At 70.5% G+C, this 22365-nt stretch carries 23 protein-coding genes; 10 read left to right on the forward strand and 13 right to left on the reverse strand.

Features of this window, described 5'->3' with window-relative positions; translation table 11 throughout:
• Positions 1-52: 52 nt before the first annotated feature.
• From ACQP0P_RS07860 to ACQP0P_RS07890, 7 genes are all read right to left on the reverse strand, one after another.
• Positions 53-478, reverse strand: coding sequence for a nuclear transport factor 2 family protein (locus tag ACQP0P_RS07860; protein WP_433372890.1), 426 nt, complete (start codon positions 476-478; stop codon positions 53-55).
• The gene (locus ACQP0P_RS07865; protein ID WP_433372892.1) at positions 475-621 is read right to left on the reverse strand and encodes a hypothetical protein; all 147 of its coding nucleotides are present in this window, start codon (positions 619-621) and stop codon (positions 475-477) included. The genes ACQP0P_RS07860 and ACQP0P_RS07865 overlap by 4 nt, the downstream gene beginning before the upstream one ends.
• The gene (locus ACQP0P_RS07870) at positions 618-1520 is read right to left on the reverse strand and encodes a pyridoxamine 5'-phosphate oxidase family protein (RefSeq protein ID WP_433372895.1); all 903 of its coding nucleotides are present in this window, start codon (positions 1518-1520) and stop codon (positions 618-620) included. Before ACQP0P_RS07870 ends, ACQP0P_RS07865 begins: the two co-directional genes overlap by 4 nt.
• 6 nt (positions 1521-1526) lie before the next feature.
• Complete coding sequence (locus ACQP0P_RS07875; RefSeq protein WP_433372897.1) at positions 1527-1970, reverse strand: VOC family protein; 444 nt, start codon at positions 1968-1970, stop codon at positions 1527-1529.
• 308 nt (positions 1971-2278) lie between these two features.
• Entirely contained in the window at positions 2279-2854 is a 576-nt protein-coding gene (locus ACQP0P_RS07880) for a CGNR zinc finger domain-containing protein (protein WP_433372900.1), read from the reverse strand.
• A gap of 51 nt (positions 2855-2905) precedes the next feature.
• Entirely contained in the window at positions 2906-3124 is a 219-nt protein-coding gene (locus tag ACQP0P_RS07885; RefSeq protein WP_433372903.1) for a hypothetical protein, read from the reverse strand.
• Positions 3114-4736 (reverse strand): PspC domain-containing protein, encoded by a 1623-nt coding sequence (locus ACQP0P_RS07890; RefSeq protein WP_433372906.1) that lies wholly within the window; start codon positions 4734-4736, stop codon positions 3114-3116. Before ACQP0P_RS07890 ends, ACQP0P_RS07885 begins: the two co-directional genes overlap by 11 nt.
• 142 nt (positions 4737-4878) lie before the next feature.
• Here ACQP0P_RS07890 and ACQP0P_RS07895 point away from each other — a divergent pair, with 142 nt between their 5' ends.
• The 5 genes from ACQP0P_RS07895 to ACQP0P_RS07915 all read left to right on the forward strand — a co-directional run bounded on the left by ACQP0P_RS07895 (position 4879) and on the right by ACQP0P_RS07915 (position 9668).
• On the forward strand, positions 4879-6093 hold the full coding sequence (locus ACQP0P_RS07895) for an ATP-binding protein (RefSeq protein WP_433372909.1): 1215 nt from the start codon (positions 4879-4881) through the stop codon (positions 6091-6093).
• An 85-nt stretch (positions 6094-6178) separates the two neighbouring features.
• A complete protein-coding gene (locus tag ACQP0P_RS07900) occupies positions 6179-6817 on the forward strand; it encodes a response regulator (RefSeq protein WP_433372911.1) in 639 nt (212 codons plus the stop codon).
• A 63-nt stretch (positions 6818-6880) separates the two neighbouring features.
• Positions 6881-8350 (forward strand): glutamate--cysteine ligase, encoded by a 1470-nt coding sequence (locus tag ACQP0P_RS07905; protein WP_433372914.1) that lies wholly within the window; start codon positions 6881-6883, stop codon positions 8348-8350.
• Between the two features lie 169 nt (positions 8351-8519).
• Complete coding sequence (locus tag ACQP0P_RS07910; protein WP_433381740.1) at positions 8520-8789, forward strand: WhiB family transcriptional regulator; 270 nt, start codon at positions 8520-8522, stop codon at positions 8787-8789.
• Positions 8790-8888: 99 nt separating this feature from the next.
• On the forward strand, positions 8889-9668 hold the full coding sequence (locus ACQP0P_RS07915) for a lysostaphin resistance A-like protein (RefSeq protein WP_433372917.1): 780 nt from the start codon (positions 8889-8891) through the stop codon (positions 9666-9668).
• Positions 9669-9675: 7 nt separating this feature from the next.
• Here ACQP0P_RS07915 and ACQP0P_RS07920 read toward each other — a convergent pair whose 3' ends face one another.
• Positions 9676-10473: an ABC transporter permease gene (locus ACQP0P_RS07920; RefSeq protein WP_433372920.1), complete on the reverse strand. Its 798-nt coding sequence runs from the start codon at positions 10471-10473 to the stop codon at positions 9676-9678.
• Positions 10474-10505: 32 nt separating this feature from the next.
• On the reverse strand, positions 10506-11225 hold the full coding sequence (locus ACQP0P_RS07925; RefSeq protein ID WP_433372923.1) for a PIG-L deacetylase family protein: 720 nt from the start codon (positions 11223-11225) through the stop codon (positions 10506-10508).
• Between the two features lie 124 nt (positions 11226-11349).
• Here ACQP0P_RS07925 and pcrA point away from each other — a divergent pair, with 124 nt between their 5' ends.
• Positions 11350-13605, forward strand: coding sequence for a DNA helicase PcrA (pcrA, locus tag ACQP0P_RS07930; RefSeq protein WP_433381743.1), 2256 nt, complete (start codon positions 11350-11352; stop codon positions 13603-13605).
• 77 nt (positions 13606-13682) lie between these two features.
• Here pcrA and ACQP0P_RS07935 read toward each other — a convergent pair whose 3' ends face one another.
• The 3 genes from ACQP0P_RS07935 to ACQP0P_RS07945 form a co-directional block, all read right to left on the reverse strand.
• The gene (locus ACQP0P_RS07935; protein ID WP_433372925.1) at positions 13683-14600 is read right to left on the reverse strand and encodes a hypothetical protein; all 918 of its coding nucleotides are present in this window, start codon (positions 14598-14600) and stop codon (positions 13683-13685) included.
• 203 nt (positions 14601-14803) lie between these two features.
• Positions 14804-15694, reverse strand: coding sequence for a hypothetical protein (locus ACQP0P_RS07940; protein WP_433372927.1), 891 nt, complete (start codon positions 15692-15694; stop codon positions 14804-14806).
• A 211-nt stretch (positions 15695-15905) separates the two neighbouring features.
• A complete protein-coding gene (locus ACQP0P_RS07945) occupies positions 15906-16796 on the reverse strand; it encodes a hypothetical protein (RefSeq protein ID WP_433372930.1) in 891 nt (296 codons plus the stop codon).
• Between the two features lie 235 nt (positions 16797-17031).
• Here ACQP0P_RS07945 and ACQP0P_RS07950 point away from each other — a divergent pair, with 235 nt between their 5' ends.
• The 4 genes from ACQP0P_RS07950 to ACQP0P_RS07965 all read left to right on the forward strand — a co-directional run bounded on the left by ACQP0P_RS07950 (position 17032) and on the right by ACQP0P_RS07965 (position 21818).
• Positions 17032-17439, forward strand: coding sequence for a cobalamin B12-binding domain-containing protein (locus ACQP0P_RS07950; protein ID WP_433372931.1), 408 nt, complete (start codon positions 17032-17034; stop codon positions 17437-17439).
• A gap of 276 nt (positions 17440-17715) precedes the next feature.
• Positions 17716-18897, forward strand: coding sequence for an ADP-forming succinate--CoA ligase subunit beta (sucC, locus tag ACQP0P_RS07955; protein ID WP_433372933.1), 1182 nt, complete (start codon positions 17716-17718; stop codon positions 18895-18897).
• On the forward strand, positions 18897-19772 hold the full coding sequence (gene sucD / locus ACQP0P_RS07960) for a succinate--CoA ligase subunit alpha (protein WP_433372936.1): 876 nt from the start codon (positions 18897-18899) through the stop codon (positions 19770-19772). Before sucC ends, sucD begins: the two co-directional genes overlap by 1 nt.
• Positions 19773-20156: 384 nt before the next feature.
• Positions 20157-21818: a cell division protein PerM gene (locus ACQP0P_RS07965; RefSeq protein ID WP_433372939.1), complete on the forward strand. Its 1662-nt coding sequence runs from the start codon at positions 20157-20159 to the stop codon at positions 21816-21818.
• 74 nt (positions 21819-21892) lie between these two features.
• Here the strand turns inward: ACQP0P_RS07965 and ACQP0P_RS07970 are convergent, their stop codons facing one another.
• Complete coding sequence (locus ACQP0P_RS07970; RefSeq protein WP_433372941.1) at positions 21893-22303, reverse strand: hypothetical protein; 411 nt, start codon at positions 22301-22303, stop codon at positions 21893-21895.
• Between the last annotated feature and the right edge of the window lie 62 nt (positions 22304-22365).

Consider the following 22365-nt stretch of genomic DNA (forward strand, 5'->3'; position numbering starts at 1 on the left):
AACCGATAAATGAGAACTTACGCCCCAGTTTTTCCCGGTCAACCCTTTGGTCTCAGGCCAGCGGAAGTTCCCCGGGTTCGCGGTCGCCGAGAATACGGCGGTCCGCTTCGTCGATTCCGAGGTCGTTGATACTCGCCTCGCGGCGCCGCATCAGCCCGTCGTCGGCGAACTCCCACAGCTCGTTTCCGTAGCTGCGCCACCACTGGCCGCCCGCGTCGTGCCACTCGTACTGGAACCGCACGGCGATGCGGTTGCCACCGAACGTCCACAGCTCCTTGCGGAGCCGGTAGTCCTGCTCCCCGGCCCATTTCCGGGCCAGGAACTCCCTGATCTCCGCGCGCCCGGTGAGGAACTCGTCCCGGTTGCGCCAGCGGGAGTCGGGCGTGTAGGCGAGCGAGACCCGCTCGGGGTCGCGCGTGTTCCACGCGTCCTCGGCGGCCTGGACCTTGGCCCTGGCCGTCTCCTCGGTGAAGATCACACTTCCTCCATGGCTTCCGCGGCCTCCTCGCCCGCGTCGATCAGCGGGGCGTCGGGTTCGGCGACGTACGCCAACCGATCATCGTCCAGGTCGGACGGCCGGGTGCGACGAACACGCCGCCCGGTCCACGACGACCCCGTCAAGGGTTTCCCAATGCCCCGTCCGCGGCGTGCGCCGGTGGGTTGTGGCGGGAGTACTCCCTGAACCTCCAGCGGAGCGGGCTCGCCCCCCGGACCCGGACGATCCGGTCCACCTCGAACCCGACCAGCCGCTGTGCCCCCGGGACGTCGCCCGGCTCCCAGTCGACGCGGGCCCGCCCGGTCAGGTGCAGCGCGTCACCGTTCTCCCAGTCGAGGAAGAGCAGGCCGCAGTGTTCGTCCAGTTCCAGGTTGCCGAGCGTCATGTACATCAGGTTGCCGGCGTAGTCCGGCCAGACCAGCCGGTGCTCGTCCAGCACCCGGACGAATCCCGGGTTGCCGCCCCGGTGCGACAGGTCGGTGCCGAGGCCGGGGGCCGAGGTGGCGACGAAGAACGTGTCGGCACCCTCGATCCAGGCCCGGTCGCCGTCACTGAACGCCGTCGCCGAGGAGGGGCCGGTGGCCGGTCCGGTGACCTCCGCGACGATGTCCCGAGCCTGGATGTACTTGGGACAGTTGGCGTACGTCTGCTGGGTGTGGACGACCAGCCGCCCGCCGTCCCGCCGGACCGTGCCGTTGACCCGCATCCTGCGCCTGGTCAGGGGCTCGATCGCGAGCATCCCGATCTCACCCTCGTCCAGTCCGGCCAGCGGATCGTGCTCGCCCGGCAGCGTGTCGATCACCACGGTCCGCTCGTCCGTGACCCTGGCGAACCCCTCGGGCCCGGTCAGGACCGTCGCCCACGGGAGCCCGTCCCGCCCCGCGGCTCCGATCAGCAGCATCCGCTGCCGTCCCAGGAACTCGGCCGCCACCGCCGGGATCTCCGGCCGGGTCCTGGCCGAGCCCAGTGCCACCGCGCGGACCCCGGTCCTGCGCTGTACCGCGATTTCTCCCCCGTGCTCCACGGTCGTCTAGAAGAAGCCGCAGGTGGGGGCGCCGCTGGTCGGCGCGGGGCGTTCGTCGGCGCCGCTGGGCGCGAAGATCTCCAGCCGGATGCCGTCCGGGTCCTCGAAGAACACGCCGCCCGAGGAGGCACCCTCGCCGTGCGGGACCACGCCGTCGTGGTGGAGCGTGGCCCCGAGTTCCCGGATCACGGTCTCGGCTCGGCGGACCGCCTCGATGTCCGGCACCTGGAAGGACAGGTGGTGCAGGCCCGGCAGCCCGGTGGCGAAGCTGCCCTCGCTCTGCTGCCAGAGGGTGAGCACCAGCTTCCCGTCGAGACCGAGGAAGGCGTAGCGCCGGTCCGGCTGGTCCGACTCGCCGAAGATCTCGAAGCCGAAGACCTTCAGGTAGAAGTCCTTGGACCTGTCGAGGTCGGAGACGTTGAGGCCGACGTGGTCGGTCTGGAAGGTCATTTGATCTCTCCTCCACGTTTTCTAACGGCTCGATCCGTTAGCTCTACTGCCCGCAATCTAACGCAAAATCGACATTTGTCACGTTAGAAAAATATGACGTAAATCACTCTTGGTGGGCTGGGGTAGGCCGGATGAGGAGAGCAGCCGAGGGGAGAGCCCGCCGAATGGACGCGCGACAGGTGGGAGCGGGTAACCACCGGAGGCGACGTCACCTTGGTGCGCGGTCAGGAAAGCGCGACGTTGCCAGGCGTACGGGCAGACGTCACCGGATACGGCGACATGAGAGGTGCGGCCGCCTGGCGCCGGGGTCAGCCGTTCCGGCGCTGGCGGTAGTGGCGGGCGGCTCGGGCCCGGTTGCCGCAGCCGAGCGAGCACCACTCCTGCCGGGCGTGCTCCTTGATGAAATAGAGCACGCAGCGGGGGGCGGGGCAGACGCGGATCCGCTCGCGCCGGGGGCCGGCCAGCAGTTCGATCGCCGACGTCGCGAGGGCGGCCCGGATCCGTTCGGACTCCGTGGCCCCGACGCCCGGGACCGTCCGCGCCCGGGGCGCCTGTCCGGCGGGCCACTCCAGTCGCGGGGCCGAAGGCACGGCCAGTGCCGCGGCGTTGACCAGGTCGAGGGACTCGGCGAAGTCCGGGAGCCGGTGCGCGTCCGCGTCGCTCGCGGCGCCCGGTGCCACGGCCCTGGCGAAGAGCGCCCGTACGGCCTGCCGCAGCTCGACCACTTCGCTCCGCAGTTCCTCAGAGGCGGTGAAATCCGGGGCGATCCCCAGCTCGGCGGCGTGCGCCCGGCCCCACGCGGTCATGCCCTGCACGTCGGAGAGCAGGTCCGTCAGACCGGTTCGCGTCGCGCGAACGGTGCTGACGAACTCCAGGGCCGACATGCTCCGAGCCTAATGCCCGATATGAACTGTTGCTGTGACGCCCGGACGGCCCTAGCTCCGGGTGACCTTGGCCAGGATGGCGACCATGCCCGCCACGCCCAGGCCGCTCACCAGGACCGTGAGCATGACCAGCGGCTGGACGGCCGGTCTGCTGATGAAGACGATCCCGATCGCGATGAACAGCATGCCGCTGAGCAGGGCCATCCAGTCGGTGCGGTGTACGCGCCGGGACCCGGGCCGCTGTTCGGGCCGGTCGTGCTCAGGCAGCACGGCGCACCTCCACATCCCCGATGCCGGCCTTGATGGTCAGCACGATGGTCGCCACGTCACCCTTGGGGGTCACCTCGGGCTCCAGGATTCTGTCGTGCCGGATGTCGGCACCCCCCTCCACCGTGTGGTCGATCTTGACGTCGCCGAACCTGGTATGGCCCCGCACCTCGACCCTGGCCGTCGCCGGCAGGATCACGCTGACCTCGCCGACCGAGACCGAGACGTCCACGACGGTCCGCGAACCCGGCGGCAGGGCCAGCTCGCTCAGGTCCAGCACTCCCTCGCCCACCCCCACCGAGTAGCTGCGGGCCATCTCGGACAGGGTGGTGGGCTGCCAGCGATAGTCGCCGAACTTCTTCGGCATGCCGCCCAGCATGGGCCCCGCGACCAGGGCGAGCGACAGGATGGTGCCGGTCGCGACCAGCCCGGCTCCCCGGCCGAACCAGGCGGCGGCCAGCAGGCCGGCGCCGATGACGACAAGCGCCGCACCGCCCGCGACCGTCATGTTGACCGGTCCTGAAGCGGACTGGATCGCCACGATGATCCCTCCAACGATCATGGCCAGGAAGATGGTGACGCCCCCGACGAACGATCTGGGCCGCCGCGGCCTGGGCGGCGCTGTCACCGTCGCGCCGTACCCGGACGGCGGGTAAGGGGCGTAGGGGGAGTACGGTTGCTGCCGCTTCCGGGGGTCCAGCGGCTGGTAGGGGCCGTACGGCGAGAAAGGCGCACCGGAGGAGTCGAACGACGGCCTGGCGGGGCGGTACGGCTCCGGTGGGACGTCTCCGGGGGGCGGGGCGGGGCGGGGCGGTGAACCCGGGGCAGGCCCGGCGAAGGTCTCGGGGGCGGAGGGCGTGTCCGGGGTGGGCTCGGTCCGGGTCTCCGAGACGGGGGCCGGGGGCGGCCGCTCCGCCGTGGACCACGGTCCGGCCCCCGTCTCAGCTCCCGAGGCGGGCGCGTACCGCTCCGTGACCGTCTCACCACCCGGACGGGTGGCGTACGCCGCGGGGCCCGAGGCCGGCGGCGCGGCGGCGCGGGCGGCCGGATCCTGCTCCCCGACGGGACGCCGGCCGTCGCCGCCGCCCGGTCCGTGGGCGAACGGGTTCGGCCACTGATCGGCCGGGTGCGGCGCCCGGCGCCTGCGCAGCCGGTCGGGCAGTGACCTGGCGGTGGCCAGCAGGTCCACCCCGCGGGAGTGGGCGGCGAGCAGGACGATGGCGAACACCGTACCGACCACGACCGTGCCGATGCCGATGCCGTCCGAGGAGACGTTGACGATGAGCCCGAGGGCGAACAGGCCGGCCAGCAGGGTCAGGACCGTCTCGCTGTCGAAGTCGCGCCGGCTCCACTGCTCCACGTAGCCGGGACCGCCGTTGGTCTCACGCATCAGCAGGAACGCCGCGACGTAGAGCATGATGCCGATCCCCGAGCCGAGCACCAGCACCGCGAAACCCACCCGCAACAGCACTGGGTCGACCCCGGCGTACCGCCCCAGGCCCGCGCAGACGCCGGTCAGCATGCGGCCCTCGTCGCTGCGCCGCAGACCGCGATCCTCCGTGGGGAAGCCGGGCGGCGAGCCGGACGTGGCGCTCGCCGGATCGGTATCGTTCATGTACTTATCGTGGCCTTTCCTCGGCCCGTGCCGCATCCGGGACACCCCTGAGTCGTCCCGGAGGGGAAACGCCTCTCTCAGGGTCGCTTCAGGGGAACGCCTGATGCGCCGGCATGGTGGTTCGTGTGACGATGCTGACGATATGGCTGACCGAACGACAATTCATGACACGGCGCCCGTGACCTCCGAAGACGCGCCTTTCCCTCGGCTGATGAGGCCTGCGGAGGGGCGGCTGGTGGCCGGGGTGGCCCAGGGGGCCGCCGCCCAGCTCCGGCTCGACCCGGTCGTGCTGCGGCTGGCCTTCGTGCTGCTCACCGTCCTGAACGGGTTCGGAGCCGTGGCGTACGCCGCCCTGTGGATGTTCACCCCGCGCGAGCCGTACGAGGGCAGGGAACCCGCCAGGGACTGGAGCCAGCTCGCCGCGTACACCGCGATCGGGCTGGCGCTGCTGGCCCTGGGCTGGCTCACCGGAACCTCGGGGGCCGGGATCGGGGCCTGGCCGATCGCGGTGGGCGGCATCGGCTCGCTGATCCTGTGGCAGCAGGCGGATCCGGACCGGCGGCAGCGCTGGATGACCACCACCGTCGGACAGGTCCGCCAGAACCGGGTCCGCACCGTCGCCGGGCTGGTGCTCGTCGTGGTCGGCGCGATCGGCTTCCTGGTGGCCAACGACGAGCTGTTCGAGGCCCGTTCCGGCATCATGTTCACCCTGGTGGTCGTGGGCGGTGTCGCGCTGATCGTGGCCCCCTGGCTGGCGGCCCTGTGGAAGGAGTTGCAGCGCGAGCGCCGCGAGCGCATCCGGCAGGAGGAACGCGCCGAGGTGGCCGCCCACGTCCACGACTCGGTGCTGCACACGCTGACCCTCATCCAGCGCAACGCCTCCGATTCGCGCGAGGTGATGAGGCTCGCCCGCTCCCAGGAGCGGGAGCTGCGCAACTGGCTCTACCAGCCCCAGCAGGACGCCGACGCGTCGGTGGCCGCGGCCGTGCGGCGGGTGGCGGCCGAGGAGGAGGACGCGCACGGGGTGCCGATCGAGATCGTCTGCGTGGGCGACTGCCCGCTGACCCCCGAGCTGTCCGCGATGGTGCAGGCCGCGAGGCAGGCCATGGTCAACGCCGCGAAATACTCCGGCTCCGAGGTCATCTCCGTCTACGCCGAGGCTGAGCCGGAGGAGGTCACCATCTTCGTCAGGGATCGAGGGGTCGGGTTCGACATGGAGGACGTGCCCGAGGATCGTATGGGTATCCGCCAGTCGATCGTCGGCAGGATGGAGCGCCACGGGGGCGGCGCCCGGGTGCGGACCGAGCCCGGCGAGGGCACGGAAGTGATGTTGACCATGAAGCTGGAGAAGGTGTGAGTAGCGAGCGAGCCACGACAGAGCGAGCCACCGGCCGGGCCGCGCGGTGCGACGGCGGACGGGCGCGACCGGCGGGAGGGGTCCGATGAGCGCGGTGAAGGTCCTGATCGTCGACGACCACCGGCTGTTCCGCTCCGGCGTCCGGGCCGAGCTGGGCGACTCCATCGAGGTGGTCGGGGAGGCCGAGGACGTGGAGTCCGCGGTCAGGGCGATCGCCGAACTGGGGCCCGACGTGGTCCTCCTCGACGTGCACATGCCCGGTGGCGGTGGCCAGGAGGTGCTGCGCCGGGTCCTCGGCGGGGGCTCCACGGTCCGCTTCCTCGCCCTGTCGGTCTCCGACGCCGCCGAGGACGTCATCGGTGTGATCCGGGGCGGTGCCCGGGGCTATGTGACCAAGAACATCAGCGGGCGCGAGCTCACCGACGCCATCCGCAGGGTGGCCGACGGGGACGCGGTCTTCTCTCCGAGGCTGGCCGGGTTCGTGCTGGACGCGTTCGCCTCCAGTGAGGCCCCGCCGATCGACCCCGAGCTCGACTCGCTGACCCAGCGCGAGCGCGAGGTGCTGCGGTTGATCGCCAGGGGGTACGCCTACAAGGAGATCGCCAAGGAGCTGTTCATCTCGGTGAAGACCGTGGAGACCCATGTCTCGTCGGTGCTGCGCAAGCTCCAGCTCTCCAACCGTCACGAGCTCTCCCGCTGGGCCACGGCACGGCGCCTGGTCTGACCGGCCGGCCGGTGGACCGGCTACTCCTGTACGAGCAGTGACTTATGTGCGACTCTGCGAAGTATGGGACGCGACGTACCTGCGATGGTGTTCAGTCGCGAGGACCGGCGGCGCTACCGGGACAAGGTCCGCCGGTGCCTTGACGTCCTCGCGCAGATGCTCCACGAGTCCAGGTTCGAGTTCGACCGGCCCAGGGCCGGGCTGGAGATCGAGCTCAACCTCGTGGACGACCGTGGCGAGGTCGCCATGAAGAACGCCGAGGTGCTGGAGGCCGTCGCCCAGCCCGACTGGGCCACCGAGCTCGGCCAGTTCAACGTGGAGATCAACGTCCTGCCCGAGTCCCTGGAGCAGGAGGGCGCGGTCCGGCTGGAGAAGGTGATCAGGGATCGCCTCAACCACGCCGAGGCGCGGGCCCGCACCGTCGGCGGGCACATGATGATGGTCGGCATCCTGCCCACGCTGCGGGAGAGCGACGTCCACGAGGGCACCCTGTCGGCCAACCCCCGCTACAAACTGCTCAACGAGCAGATCTTCGCGGCCAGGGGCGAGGACATGCACCTGTCGATCGAGGGGGAGGATCTCCTCGAGACCTACGCCGACAGCATCACCCCCGAGGCTGCCTGCACGAGCCTCCAGCTCCATCTCCAGGTCAGCCCGGAGACGTTCGCCGCCAACTGGAACGCCGCCCAGGCCATCGCGGGCCCGCAGGTGGCCATGGCGGCCAACTCGCCGTTCCTGTTCGGCCGCAGGCTCTGGCAGGAGACCAGGATCCCGCTGTTCGAGCAGGCCACCGACACCCGTCCGGTGGAGCTGAAGATCCAGGGGGTGCGGCCCAGGGTGTGGTTCGGCGAGCGGTGGATCACCTCGGTCTTCGATCTCTTCGAGGAGAACACCCGCTACTTCCCCGCGCTGCTGCCCCTGTGCGACGAGGCCGACCCGCGCGAGGAGCTGACGCGCGGGATCACCCCCCAGCTCGGCGAGCTGACCCTGCACAACGGCACCGTCTACCGGTGGAACCGGCCGGTCTACGCGGTGGTGGACGGCATCCCGCACCTGCGGGTGGAGAACCGGGTGCTGCCCGCGGGCCCCTCGGTGGCCGACATCGTCGCCAACGCGGTGTTCTACTACGGGCTCATGGGAGTCCTGCCCTACGCCGAACGCCCGGTGTGGACGCGCATGTCGTTCGCCGCGGCCAGGGACAACCTGCACGCCGCCGCCCGGCACGGCCTGGACGCCAGGCTCTTCTGGCCGGGACTCGGCGAGGTGCCCGCCTCGGAGCTGATCCTGCGCCGCCTGCTGCCGCTGGCCCACGAGGGGCTCGACCTGTGGGGCGTGGCCCCCGCGGTCAGGGACCGGCTGCTGGGGATCGTCGAGCGGCGCTGCCTGACGGGCAGGAACGGGGCGAGCTGGCAGATCGACGCGGTGAACGCGCTCGGCGACCTCGAAAGACACGAGGCACTGCGCCGGATGACCCTGCGGTACATGGCGAACATGCACACCAACGAGCCGGTCCACAACTGGCCGACCCTCTGATCGCACCGCCCTCCAAGGGCGCGGCGAACTCGGGCCTCGATCCAGGAAGGAGGGTTCTCCCCGATCCGTCGAGATGAGTACGCGTGAATCCGCCGAGAGGTTGATGTCCCGACGCCGCGATCCACCTAGTCTGAGGGCCGAGCCATCAGGGGGTGATGACGTGCGGGCAATGGTCGAGGAGAACGGCTGGGCCGTGCGAGGTGCCTGCCGCACCAGCGATCCCGAGCTGTTCTTTCCGCTGACCCAGTCGGCCGAGCACGAGGCGCGGGCGAAGGCGGTCTGCGAGCGGTGCCCGGTCCTCAAGGAGTGCCGGGCGTACGCGGTCCGGGCGGCCGAGCCCGAGGGGATCTGGGGCGGCCTGACCGTGAAGGAACGCCGCGGCCTGCGCTTCCCGGCCGGCTGGCGCCAGGCCGCCACGGATCCGGCCCCGGTCGCGTAGCCTCGAACCGGATTCGAACGGGATCTCCACGGGCTCGGGCGGAAGAACGCCGTCCCCGGCACGCGGGGGGCGGAACCGAGGTCCGAGGGGGCTGCAGGGGTGGAGCGGAAGCCGACGCGGGACACCGGTGCCGAGCTTCCCCCGGGGGCGTCGGCGGGGGCGGTGGCGGTGCTGGTGGGGGCCAACGTGCTCAACAACCGCCTGGCGCCGAGGCTGGCACCGCTGACCTCGGCCGTGGCCACCGGTGCGCTGCTCGTCCTGGCCCGCCGTGCCGGGATCTCCTGGTCCGAGCTGGGATTCCACCGGCGCGCGCGGGGCCTGCGGATCGGTGGCGCGCTCGCCGCCGCCGTGGCGGGAGCCTACGCCGCGGGCGTGGCGGTCCCGGCCACCCGTCGTTTCTTCCGCGACGAGCGCGCCCTGTCGCTCTCCCGCGCCCGCGCGCTGGAGGAGGCACTGATCCAGGTGCCGGTCGGCACCGTACTGCTGGAGGAGGTCGGCTTCCGCGGGGTGGTGCACGCCCTCGTCGCACGCTCCCACGGCCACGGCGCGGCGACCGCCGTCTCCTCGGTCCTCTTCGGCCTCTGGCACGTTCTCCCCGCCGTGGACATGACGGCCGCCAACCCCGCCCTGAGCCGTCTGGCCTCCGGGGAGGCCGCCGGCCGTGGCTCCGGCGCGCCCGGATGGCAGGTGACGCGCGTCGTGGCCGGTTCCGCGGTCGCGACGGGTCTCGCCGGGGTGCTCTTCACCGAGCTGCGCAGGCGGGGCGGCCTGGCCGCGCCCGCGATGTTCCACGTCGCGACCAACTCCCTGGGCTACCTGTTCGCCCGCCTGGCCCCGCCGGACCCCGCGTCCCGGGAGGCTCCCGCCCCGAACCGCTGACCCGCTCCTACTTCCTCCGCCTGCCCGGTCTCCACGCCGGTTCACGGGTGCGCGAGCCGGGCGACGGCTCGTGGGTGTCGAAGCGGCCGCGGGCGGCGAGTTCGATCGTGACGACCACGGCCACTGCCTCCGCGGCCAGCAGCGCGACCAGCACGACGAGCTGTACCACTCCGGCCTGGAGCGGATCGGCCCCGCCCAGAAGCATCCCCACGAAGGCGCCGGGCAGCGTGACCAGGCCCACGGTTCTCGTCTGGTCCAGCGCGGGCACCAGGGCCTGCGCCGCGGGCGGCCGGCAGATCTCCAGTGCCGCGTCCCGGTCCGAGAAGCCCAGGGAGAGCGCAGCCTCCACCTCGCCCCGCCGGTGGGCGAGCTCGTCCAGGGCCCGCCGTCCCGCGAGCGCCGTGGCCGTCAGGCACCCGCCGAGCAGGATGCCCGTGATCGGGATCAGCGTGATGCCCTGCGGCGGGACGATGCCGCCGCCGAACAGCAGCGCCAGCACCGGCAGGGTCCCGGCCGCGATGGGCACCGCGGCCCACCCGGCGGCGCGGCCCGAGGTGATCCTGCGCCCCGCGGTCAGGCTCGCCACCCCGTACATGACCAGCACGAAGACCGCCACCGCGGCCGCCCGCTCGACCGCCCACACGATGACGAGCGAGACCGCGACGAGCTGGACGGCGGCGCGCAGGCAGGCCATGAGTATCCCGGGTGCGTGCCCGAGGTGGCCGGACCAGGCGACGGCGGCGGCCCCGACGGCCAGCAGGACGACGACGGCGGCGGTGGCGAACGACAGGTCGACGGTGTTCAAGGGGCGCGCTGTCCTGGTGGCCTCATGCGAGGTCAGGCGGTGGGGACCCGCTGGAAGGACTCGACGTAACGGCCCTCGCCGAAGCCCGCCTCCACGGCTCGCTGGGAGAAGCGGTCCCGCAGGAAACTCTCGAAGTCCTCCAGGTGGCCGACCTGGCTGACGTGGGCGCGCAGCGCGGCCAGCTTGCGGTCGAAGGTGTCGGTGATGTCCACGTGGTGGTCGGCCACCGGGCCGCCGTTCAACCAGACCTCGCGGACGGTCCACGCCTCAAGGCCCTCGTCGAGCAGCAGCGAGGGGAAGGCGTAGGGGTTGCGCGCGTCGGGATAGACGGCGTCGAGGGTGCAGCCGCCGACCGCGCGGTGGTCGGGGTGGCTGGGGGCGATGAACCGGTGGTTGCGCTCGGGGCTGTGGGTGATCACCAGGTCGGGCTTGACCTGGCGGATGACCCGGGCGATGTCACGCCGCAACTCCAGGCTCTGCACCACCGTCCCGTCGTGGTGGCCGAGGTAGCGCACATCGGTCACGCCGACGGCCTTGGCGGCGTTGGACTGCTCGGCGCGGCGGAGCTCGGCCATGCCGCCGTTGTCCAGCTCGCGGTCGAAGCCACCCGCGTCGCCGTCGGTGACCACGCAGTACGTCACCTCGACGCCCCGGTCGGTGAATCGCGCGATCGAGCCCGCGGCGGCGAAGTCGACGTCGTCGGGGTGTGCGGTGACCGCGAGTACGCGGCTGATCTCGTCTTCGGACAGCATGGAACGCCCTTCCGTCTTCTCCGCGTACGTTCGATCGTGACAACCGCGGCGGGGTCCGCCCGCATTCCTTTACGACCGTTGGACCCGGTTGTCGGCCGGTCGTTCTAACCTAGGGGACGTGTCGATCCCAGCCTCCTCTCTGACCCATCCGTTGCTCGACGGGCTCAACCCTCAGCAGCGCGAGGCCGTCGTGCACCACGACAGCCCCCTGCTCATCGTCGCGGGCGCGGGTTCCGGCAAGACCCGGGTGCTGACCCACCGCATCGCCTATCTGCTGGGCGAGCGGGGTGTGCAGCCGCAGGAGATCCTGGCGATCACCTTCACCAACAAGGCCGCGCGGGAGATGAAGGACCGGGTCGACAAGCTCATCGGCCCGCGTTCGGCGGCGATGTGGGTGATGACCTTCCACAGCGCGTGCGTACGGATCCTGCGCCGCGAGGCCAAGCGCCTGGGCTTCCCCTCGGGCTTCTCCATCTACGACCAGGCCGACTCGCAGCGCCTGATGGCGATGGTCTGCCGCGAGATGGACCTCGATCCCAAGCGTTACCCGCCGAGGTCCTTCTCCGCCCAGGTCAGCAACTTCAAGAACGAGCTGATCGACTACGAGACGGCGGCCGCCCAGGCCTCCACCCACCTGGAGCGCAAGCTCGCCGAGGCGTACCGCAACTACCAGCAGAAGCTCACCGAGGCCGGAGCGATGGACTTCGACGACCTCATCATGCTGACGGTGACGCTGTTCCAGATCTTTCCCGACGTGGCCGAGCACTACCGGCTCCGCTGGCGTCACATCATGGTCGACGAGTACCAGGACACCAACCACGCGCAGTACACCCTGATCCGCGAGCTCGCGGGCCGTCCCGAGCTGCGCACCGCCGACGGAGACCTGGTCAGGGAGGGGGGTGTCGCCCCGGCCGAGCTGTGCGTGGTGGGTGACGCCGACCAGTCGATCTACGCCTTCCGCGGTGCGACGATCCGCAACATCCTGGAGTTCGAGCGCGACTACCCGGAGGCCAGGACGATCCTGCTGGAGCAGAACTACCGCTCCACCCAGACGATCCTGTCCGCCGCCAACGCGGTGATCTCGCGCAACGAGAGCCGCAAACCCAAGAACCTCTGGTCCGACCAGGGAGCCGGGGCGAAGATCATCGGCTATGTCGCCGACAACGAGCACGACGAGGCGATGTTCGTCGCCCAGGAGGTCGACAGGCTCACCGACCACGAGGACGTGGTGCCCGGCCAGGTCGCCGTGTTCTACCGGACCAACGCCGCCTCCCGGGTGTTCGAGGAGATCTTCATCAGGACCGGCCTGCCGTACAAGGTGGTGGGCGGGGTGCGCTTCTACGAGCGCAAGGAGGTCCGCGACCTGCTGGCCTACCTGCGCTTCCTGTCCAACCCGAACGACGTGGTGTCGCTGCGCCGCATCCTCAACGTGCCCAAGCGCGGCATCGGCGAGCGGGCCGAGGCGATGGTCGAGGCGTTCGCGAGCAGGGAGCGGATCCCCTACTGGGAGGCGCTCCGCCGGGCGGACGACGCGCCGGGCATGGCCACCCGCTCGCTCAAGGCCATCGCCGAGTTCGTCGATCTGATGGACGAGCTGATGGTGAAGGCCGACGACCTGTCGCCCTCACAGCTGGCCCAGGAGGTGCTGGGGAGCACCGGATACCGTCTGGAGCTCACCGCCTCCAACGACCCGCAGGACGAGAGCCGCCTGGAGAACCTGGACGAGATGATCTCGGTCGCCTCCGAGTTCGAGGAGGCCAACCCCGAGGGCACGCTGGTGGAGTTCCTGGAGCAGATCTCCCTGGTCGCCGATGCCGACCAGATCCCGGCGGCCGACGGGGGCCAGGGCGTGGTGACGCTGATGACGCTGCACACCGCCAAGGGGCTTGAGTTCCCCGTGGTGTTCCTCACCGGAATGGAGGACGGGGTCTTCCCGCACATGCGCTCGCTCGGCGAGCCGAAGGAGCTGGAGGAGGAGCGCCGCCTGGCCTACGTCGGCATCACCCGCGCCGAGCAGCGCCTCTACGTCTCCCGGGCCGCCGTCCGCAGTTCCTGGGGTTCGCCCGCGTTCAACCCGGCCTCCCGGTTCGTCGCGGAGATCCCGGCCGATCTGGTCGAGTGGCGCGGCAACCCGGAGAAGAGCGCCTGGAACGCCGCCACCCGCCGCGACTCCCGCCCCACCCCGGTCAGGAAGTCCGAGGGCAGGCAGATCCCCAACCTGGCCCCCGGCGACCGGGTCACCCACGACAAGTTCGGCCTGGGCACCGTGGTGTCCGTGGACGGCGTCGCTGAGAAGACCAAGGCCAAGATCGACTTCGGCGGCGGGGTGGGGGAGAAGGTCCTGCTGCTGGCGTACGCGAAACAACTGGAGAAACTCTGAGGTCTCCGGTGGCCGGTTCCGCGGGGCCCGGACTCGTGGGAAGGGCACGGCGGCCCTTCCCACGCTCTGGTCCCGGATCAGTTCGTGAGGAGTTCCCTGATGGGGTCCTCGGGCTGGTCGGCGCCGATGGTGAGCTCGTCGAAGTCGGCCACCTGGTCGGCGGGCGGTGCCTTGACGGTGACCTTGGTGCCCCAGCCGGTGTAGCGGGTGTCGTTGACGTAGGTCAGCTCGGTGCTGTTGAGGCCCTGGGTGGACTCGGTGTACGACGACACGATCCGGCGGACCAGCTGGTCGGAGCCGATGTAGATCTTCCAGGTCACCGGGAGGGTGGCGGACCTGCCGGTGGGCTTCGTGCCCAGCATCGCGCGTACCGAGGGGGAGACCTTGAAGAGCTCGCCCAGCGTGATCGTGCCCGAGTGGACGGTGGTCCGGGTGCCGTCCCAGGTCCCGCCGGGGCGCCTGGCGCCGGTGTGGGCCAGGGTCGCCTTCAGCGTTCCCGGCTCGACGGTGCTGATGATCTGCTGGACGGGGCTGACCAGGACCAGTCCTCCGCCGGGGACGCGCAGCCACTTCTTGCCCTCGGGCATGGAGTCGGCGAAGAAACCGCCCGAGGTGTAGGAGACGTTCTTCAGCGAGATCGTCCGCGACGGGGTGAACAGGCCCTTGAACTCGCCGTCCTGGGTGGGCAGGTTGAACGTGGTGGTCAGATCCGAGGCGACCAGACCCGACGTGCCGAACTCCAGCACGCCGTTGCGCCTGGTGAAGATCGTCCGCTGCTTCTTGCCCGCACCGACGATCTTCGTGTTCTCGGTGAACTTCACGCCCCGGTGGGTTCTGAACTGGCGCTTCAGCGCCGAGACCGGGTCGGGCTTCGCGGCCTGGGCGGTCTTCGTGGTCTGAGCGGTCTGGGCGCTCGCCGGGGCGACGGTCACCAGCGTGGGAACCATCAGGGCCGCCACGGTGGCGCCGGTCAGGGCGGCGATCGTTCGCCTCATTGGGGTCCTCCCGTATGTGTCCTCGCGTCGTCGCGGAGGCGGAAGAAGATTCTTCCCTATATGCCGAAATATTGGATCAAGAATCCCCGGGCCCTGCGCGGCTGAGGGGAACCGGCGCCCGGTGGGCGAAGCGCGGCCGTGCCCGGCAGGTGCAGCCTGCCGGGCACGGCCGTCCGGTGCCGGGTGTGATCAGCGTGGCAGGATCACTTGACGGTCAGCAGCGGGATGGGCGTGTCGGCCTCGAAGCCCGCCTGCAGTTCCCTCGTCGTGGCGACCTGGTCGGCCGGCGGGGCGTCGATCGTGACCTTCGAGCCCCAGTTGGTGTAGCGGGTATCGACGGTCCAGGTCGGCCCACTTGAGAACTCCGTGTACGAGGTCGCCAGTCTCGCGGGGAGCCGGTCGGCGTTCAGGAACAGCTTCCAGTTGATCGCGACCTTGGCCTGTTCGCCGGAGAGCTTCCTCCCATCCCCTGACGCGCGGAACCACGGCGAGACCTTCTGTAGCTCACCGAAAGTGATCTTCCCGGCATAGGCGGCCGGCTTCTTGACCGTGGCGTTCGCGAGGAGGGCCTTGAGGGTCGAGGGCTCGGCGGCGTTGACGAGCTGGCCCAGTGAGCCGGTCACGCCGAGCGTGTCCCCCGGGTACCCGAGCCAGGGCTTGTCCTGCGGCAGAAACTGGCCGAAGGCCCCACCCGAGAGGTACGCCTTCTTATTGACCCGGACGACTCTTTCCGGCTCGGCCAGCCCGGCGAACAGCTTGCTGAGTTTCTTCTGCTCCTCGGTGGCGTCGCCGTCTTCCTCTCGGGTGCTGAATTCCAGGGCACCCTCCTCGAAGCGCAACTCGGTGGTGTGGTCCGACGCGCTGATCCCGGAGGTGCTGAACTGCAATTCACCCTTGCGGTGGCCGGCAATCGTGTTCTTGGGGACACCCTGGGTCTTCATGGTGTCGACATAGGTGACGCCCTGGCCGTTTTTGAGCTGACCCTTCAGCGCGGTGATCGGATCGGCGGCCTGTGCGTGCGCGGTCGACGCCAGCACCGGAGCGCCGAGTACGGCCGTTGCGGCGCACGCCAGTCCGGCGATGTATCGCTTCAAAGGAAAATCCTCCTGACTGACCCCTCCGCCCCGTCGGGGAGGGGATGACACACTCTCGCTATGCAAGATCACGAAAGGGTAGCGCATTTGGAGGATTGCCTTGAATTAAACGTGCATATTTCGTGCAGAGCCGTCTTCCCGGGCGCCGGAAGGCGGTGTGGGTATTTGGTTTCCGGTCAATCACGGACCGTCAGATTTGTTTTTTCGCGATTCAGCCGATCGGCAGGACCGTCGGCTCGGGGAAATCGGCGCCGACCCGGCCGGCGTCGGCGGTGTCCTCGGGAGGCGGCGGAACGAGGGTGACGGACGAGCCCCAGCCGGTGTAGCGGGTGTCCACCACCGTGGTCGTGTACCTTCCGGGACTGCCGCTGAGCGGCTGCCGCCAGGTGGTGCTCAGCCTGCGGACCAGGTTCGAGCGGTCCAGCCAGAGCCTGAAGCCGACCGGGATCCCGGCGCTCCTGCCCTTGGGCGGCCCGGCCAGCCTGTCACGGAGCGAGGGGGAGGCCCGGTAGAGCGTGCGCAGCGTCACGGCGCCCTGCAGGAACGTGCCCGAGCGCAGCTTCCTGCGCACGGCGGTGTGGGACAGCAGCGTGCCCAGGGTGGCGGGCTCGAAGATGTCAACGATCTGCGGCAGGGCGGCGGTCTGCTTGATGTTCGCCGGGCCGATCAGCCCGAGCCAGGTCTTCCCCTCGGGCAGCCACGTCTGGTAGCCGGGCCCGGAGAGGTACGCCTCGTTCGGGAAACAGATCACCCGGGTCGAGCCGAGCTGCCGGCCGAGCTGCCGCTCCAGCTCCTTCACGACCCCTTTGCCCAGCTCGGTCCGTCCCACCGTGTCCGTGCCGTACACCCCGGCCTCGTCGAACTCCACCCGGCCCTTGCGCCAGATGGTGACCACCGCCTTGCCGCCCCGATAGACGCGCCCGACGTCGGAGATCCGCAGCCCCGTGTGCTCGCCGAACTGTTGCCTCAGCCTCGTCACCGGAGACGGCGGCGGTGCCACCCCCGCGACCGCGGCACCCGTCGTTCCCACCGCCTCCGCCGCCGACATGGGCAGCACCGAACCGGCCAGTACGACCGCGAGCAGAGTGACCCATCGTCTCATCGGATTCCTCCCCAGGAGTCAGGATCCGCCAAGCTAGCCAACCCCCGGCCCGCGGGCTATGGCGCGCACCAACAACTCGCGTCCATGGATTGCGCGAGTTTGAGCCGTACGGGCCCGCGAAGGCTTCGCGAGACCGCGACGGCGGATTCGAAGGGCTGAGAATCGCGGTGGCGGGAAGGCTCCGGCGAGATGAGGCCGGTTACGCTGCGAGGAGAGCGCGGAGGAGGAGGTCTGGATGGACGCCGTGCCGAGGATCCGCGTCGTCATCGCCAAGCCGGGGCTGGACGGCCATGACAGGGGGGTGAAGATCGTGGCGAGGGCGCTTCGGGACGCCGGGATGGAGGTCGTCTACACGGGCCTGCACCAGACCCCGGAGCAGGTGGTGCGCACCGCGATCCAGGAGGACGCCGCGGCGATCGGGCTGTCCATCCTGTCCGGCGCGCACCTGACGCTCTTCGCCAGGGTGCTGGAGCTGCTGAGGGAGAACGACGCGAGCGACATCGTGGTGTTCGGCGGCGGGATCATCCCCGAGGCCGACATGCCCGCGCTCCAGGAGATGGGCGTCGCGCGGATCTTCACTCCGGGTGCCACCACCCAGGAGATCGTCGACTGGGTGCGGAGCGCGATCCCCTCGCCCGTCTGACGAGTTCCGACGAGGTTCGGGGCGCCCGCGACCCCTCTCGCCGGCGGGTCTTTCCGCGGACGGTCATGCCACACCGGTCTGGCGACAGGTGCCGGACGACGTCCGGTCATGGCGACACGAACAACATTCGGGATGCGCGATCTGGGACCCGGTTACCTGGCCATGCCATGAGGCGGGCTACGCTTCATTGGCGCAAAACCGCCGCGCTCCCCCTTCGACCGTGGAGCCGGCCCACTCAGATCTATACACCAGCCGGACAAGCAAGGACGGACCCTCGTGGACCTGTTCGAACATCAGGCGAAGGAGCTCTTCGCGGAGTACGGCATCCCGGTGCCGCGCGGTATCGTCGCGCACACCGTGGAGGAGGCACGGGCGGCAGCCGAGCAGCTGACCGGCCGTGTTGTCGTCAAGGCCCAGGTCAAGACCGGTGGCCGCGGTAAGGCCGGTGGCGTGAAGGTGGCTGACGACGCCGCCGACGCCGCAAGCAAGGCCGCCGACATCCTCGGCATGGACATCAAGGGCCACACGGTCCACAAGGTCCTGGTCGAGGAGGCCAGCGCGATCGCGGAGGAGTACTACTTCTCCTTCCTGCTCGACCGCGCGAACCGTACGTTCCTCGCCATCTGCTCCGCCGCGGGCGGCATGGAGATCGAAGAGGTCGCGCACACCAACCCCGAGAAGGTGGCGCAGGTTCCGATCTCCCCCCTGGACGGCGTCGACCGGGCCAGGGCCCGCGAGATCGCCCAGGCCGGCGGCCTGCCGGAGGCGTCGCTCGACGGCGCCGCCGACCTCATCGAGAAGCTCTGGTGCGCCTTCGTCGACGAGGACGCCTCGCTCGTCGAGGTCAACCCGATGATCCTGTCCGCGGACGGTCAGGTCAAGGCTCTCGACGGCAAGGTCACCCTCGACGACAACGCGTCCTTCCGCCAGGCGGACCACGCGGCCCTTGAGGACAAGGCCGCCGAGGACCCGCTGGAGGCCGCGGCCAAGGCCAAGGACCTCAACTACGTCAAGCTCGACGGCTCCGTCGGCATCATCGGCAACGGCGCGGGTCTGGTCATGTCGACCCTGGACGTCGTCGCCTACGCCGGCGAGGCCTTCCCCGGCCGGCCCAAGCCCGCCAACTTCCTCGACATCGGCGGCGGTGCCTCGGCCGAGGTGATGGCGGCCGGTCTGGAGATCATCATCTCCGACCCCGCGGTGAAGTCGATCTTCGTCAACGTCTTCGGCGGCATCACCGCCTGTGACGCGGTCGCCAACGGCATCGTCTCGGCCTTCCAGCTGCTGGAGTCCCGCGGCGAGTCCGTGAGCCGCCCGCTGGTCGTCCGGCTGGACGGCAACAACGCCGAACTCGGGCGTCAGATTCTCTCCGACGCCAAGCTTTCCGGCGTCGAACTGGTGGACACCATGGACGATGCGGCCAAGCGCGCCGCCGAGCTCGCCGCGGTAGGTGCGTAATGGCCATCTGGCTGACCGAGAACAGCAAGATCATCGTCCAGGGCATGACCGGCGGTGAGGGCACCAAGCACACCCGCCGCATGCTCGCCTCCGGTGCCCGCGTCGTCGGCGGTGTCAACGCCCGCAAGGCCGGCACCGTCCACGAGGGCCTGCCCGTCTTCGGCACCGTCTCCGAGGCCATGAAGGAGACCGGCGCCGACGTGTCGGTCGTCTTCGTGCCCCCGGCGTTCACCAAGGACGCCGTCAAGGAGGCCATCGACGCCGAGATCCCGCTCTGCGTGGTCATCACCGAGGGTGTCCCGATCCACGACACCACCGAGTTCTGGGCCTACGCGACCGCCAAGGGCGGCAAGACCCGCATCATCGGGCCGAACTGCCCCGGCATCGCCTCGCCCGGCGCCTCCAACGCGGGCATCATCCCGGCCGACATCACCAGCGCCGGCCGGATCGGCCTGGTCTCGAAGTCGGGCACGCTGACCTACCAGCTCATGTACGAGCTGCGTGACATCGGCTTCTCCACCGCGGTGGGCATCGGTGGCGACCCGGTCATCGGCACCACCCACATCGACGCGCTGCAGGCCTTCCAGGACGACCCGGGCACCGACGCGATCGTGATGATCGGCGAGATCGGCGGCGACGCCGAGGAGCGCGCGGCCGCCTACATCGAGCAGCACGTCACCAAGCCGGTCGTCGCCTACGTGGCGGGCTTCACCGCTCCCGAGGGCAAGACCATGGGCCACGCGGGCGCGATCGTGTCCGGCTCGGCCGGCACCGCCCAGGCCAAGAAGGACGCACTGGAGAAGGTCGGCGTCCGCGTCGGCAAGACCCCGAGCGAGACCGCCCGCCTGATGCGCGAGGTCATCGAGTCCCTCTAGCGGGGGCCGGGACGTGGGTCCCGGGTGAGTGAACGCGGCACGGTGCCGCGCGAGCCGGCGGCGTCCCCGTCGCCGGCACCGCGCGCGGGTTCCGCCGCACCGAGTACGACCGAGGGCGCCCGGCATCCCGCCGGGCGCCCTTCGCCGTCCCGGACGTCACCGATGTCCGGTCGGCCGTCCCGGACCGGTGGCATCCGGGCCGGGGCGGGGAGGACCGCGCACGGTATGCGGGACACTCCCGCACGCCATGTGGGGGAGACCGCGTGCGGGGGTGTCCCGGACCGGCTTCGCCGGAATACCACAGGCCGCTTCTGTCACGCCGTTCGCGACACGCGGGGCGCGGAAGTCTCTTCCGCGCCGAAGATCCTGAGACCATCGACTACTGTGACGGCCCTCTTCGATCAGCTCCGGACGGCTCCCCGCAACGTCCTCAGCCGTATCCCCCTGCCCGGCCTCACGGGTGACGACGACGACGTCCGCCGGCCGCTTCCCGTCTCCGGGATGCTCGCGGCCGCCTGGACGCTCGGCGTGGGGCTGGCGGTGCTCACCACGCTCACCCTGGTCGGCTGGATCGCCGCACCGCGCGGTGCACTCGGTTCCGGTCTGCCCGCGGTGTTCCGTACCGCCTCGCAGCTCTGGCTGGCCGCGCACCACGCGGGCTTCGCGATCCCCGGCGGCTCGGTGGGCCTGCTCCCGCTCGGACTGACGGTCCTGCCCGCCTTCCTGCTGTACCGCGCCGGGATCTGGATGGCCAGGGACGCGGACCTGCGGCTCCGGCTGCCCGCCCGGCTGCCCAAGAACACTCCCAAGGAGGTGTCCAACGCCCGCCGCAGGGCACAGCTGATCCTGATCGCCCAGGCGGGCATCTCACTGGCGGCGCCGTACGCGCTGCTGGCCGGGATCATCGCGCTGGTCACCAGGAACGAGATCACCCAGCCCTTCCTCGGTGAAGTGCTGGTCAGCCACCTGGTGCTGGCCTTCATCGCGGGCTCCGTGGCCGTCGCCAGGACGATCGGGCCCTGGCGATCGATGCTGCGCCTGCTGCCCGAGCGGCTGCGCTCGGTGGTGGTCGGCACGTCCGCCGCACTGATGATCATGCTCGTGGCGGGCGCCGTCATGGTGCTCGGAGCCGTCGCGGTCAACTTCGGGCAGGTCGGGGAACTGTCCGGGATCCTTTCTCCGGGGTTCGTCGGCGGGCTGCTGCTCCTGCTGATCCAGGGGCTCTACCTGCTCAACGCCGTCATCTGGGGCATGGCCTACATCGCGGGACCTGGATTCGCGGTCGGCACCGGCACGCTGGTCGCGCCGACGGGCGTGCAACTGGGCACGGTGCCGAGCCTGCCGATCCTGGGCGCGCTGCCGGAGGCGGGCCCGACCCCCGCCTGGGTGATGGTCGTGATCGCGGTGCCTTTCCTGGCCGGCGCGGTGGCGGGCGTCCTGGTCGTCCGGATCTCGCCCTCCCCCTCGTACGAGGGAGCACCGCTGTGGGGGTTCGCCTGCGGGCTGGCGACCGGGGCGGTGGCGGGTCTGCTGGCGGCGCTCTCCGGTGGCCCGCTCGGTGGTGCGAGGCTGTCCGCGGTGGGACCGGCGGGGTGGGAGGTGACGCTCTCGGTGACGCTGGAGGTGGGTGTCGCGGCGGGGATCGCCGCCGGGCTGGCCAACTGGTGGCTGATCTTCCGGGGGCACAACGCGGCGGTCACCAAGGCGGCGGCCAGGGTCGGCACGGCCACCGCGCCGGTCCGCAAGGCCGGAGTCAAGATCGCCAAGGCCGCCGGCTCGGTGGCAGGCAAGGTCGGCTTCGCCGAGCCGGAGGAGCTCCGCAAGCTCCCCGGTCACTGGCTGGACGCCACGGAGTGCGACACCCAGCCGATCCCGGTCATCAGGGACGACTGGGAGGACGAGCACGCCTCGGCCGCCGCGGAGAGCTCGCCGAAGGCCCACCGCCCCGAGCCGCCGCGCCCGCCCCGGCGCGACATCGTCGACGAGACCGACGACAAGGGCGGCCATGTGATCTACATCGACCCCTACGCCTGGGACCGCGACTGAGCGCTGTCGCGGATCACCTGCCCGGACGCCTCGTCCCAGGCATGTCGATCAGGTGACCCGACCAGGCGACCCGCTCAGGGAGGGAAGGGGAACTGCAGCTGGCCGGGCTGGACGAAGGGCATCTTCTTCTCCATGGCCCGCTCAAGCCGCTCCACGCACTCGTTCTGCGCCGAGACGGTGCCCGCCCCCTTACCGCACTCGGTATAGGCGGCCAGCTCGTCGCTGAAGTAGAACTGCATCGCGGTCACCCCGGCCGACGCCAGCAGCGCCCCGGCGGAGAGTACGATGCCCGCCACGGCGGTGCCGATGGGCTTAGGGACGGAACGCAGCGCGGGGATCGCACGGATTGAGGTGACAAGAGCGAAAATCGCCATGACGAGTCCCGCGAGGGGGAGCACCAACGTCATCACCACCGCGGTGACCGCGAGCCACAGGGCCCTTCGACCGGTGCTCTCGGCGGACCGTTCCTGGACCGGCAGTGTCACCTGACCTCCTTGCATCGTTCGTGCGGACAGGCCGATACCCTTGCAGCGGCGTGAGTCCCCGT

It is taken from the genome of Streptosporangium sp. CA-115845, assembly GCF_050943795.1.
Lineage (GTDB): Bacteria > Actinomycetota > Actinomycetes > Streptosporangiales > Streptosporangiaceae > Streptosporangium.

Coding starts and splice junctions, on each gene's coding strand:
- ACQP0P_RS07925 (WP_433372923.1), bottom strand. CDS start 11,225: ATGCTGTCCGAAGACGAGATCAGCCGCGTACTCGCGGTCACCGCACAC.
- ACQP0P_RS07910 (WP_433381740.1), top strand. CDS start 8,520: ATGGTCGAGGAGAACGGCTGGGCCGTGCGAGGTGCCTGCCGCACCAGC.
- ACQP0P_RS07945 (WP_433372930.1), bottom strand. CDS start 16,796: ATGAGACGATGGGTCACTCTGCTCGCGGTCGTACTGGCCGGTTCGGTG.
- ACQP0P_RS07890 (WP_433372906.1), bottom strand. CDS start 4,736: ATGAACGATACCGATCCGGCGAGCGCCACGTCCGGCTCGCCGCCCGGC.
- ACQP0P_RS07905 (WP_433372914.1), top strand. CDS start 6,881: ATGGGACGCGACGTACCTGCGATGGTGTTCAGTCGCGAGGACCGGCGG.
- ACQP0P_RS07895 (WP_433372909.1), top strand. CDS start 4,879: ATGGCTGACCGAACGACAATTCATGACACGGCGCCCGTGACCTCCGAA.
- sucD (WP_433372936.1), top strand. CDS start 18,897: ATGGCCATCTGGCTGACCGAGAACAGCAAGATCATCGTCCAGGGCATG.
- ACQP0P_RS07900 (WP_433372911.1), top strand. CDS start 6,179: ATGAGCGCGGTGAAGGTCCTGATCGTCGACGACCACCGGCTGTTCCGC.
- ACQP0P_RS07935 (WP_433372925.1), bottom strand. CDS start 14,600: ATGAGGCGAACGATCGCCGCCCTGACCGGCGCCACCGTGGCGGCCCTG.
- ACQP0P_RS07950 (WP_433372931.1), top strand. CDS start 17,032: ATGGACGCCGTGCCGAGGATCCGCGTCGTCATCGCCAAGCCGGGGCTG.
- ACQP0P_RS07880 (WP_433372900.1), bottom strand. CDS start 2,854: ATGTCGGCCCTGGAGTTCGTCAGCACCGTTCGCGCGACGCGAACCGGT.
- ACQP0P_RS07875 (WP_433372897.1), bottom strand. CDS start 1,970: ATGACCTTCCAGACCGACCACGTCGGCCTCAACGTCTCCGACCTCGAC.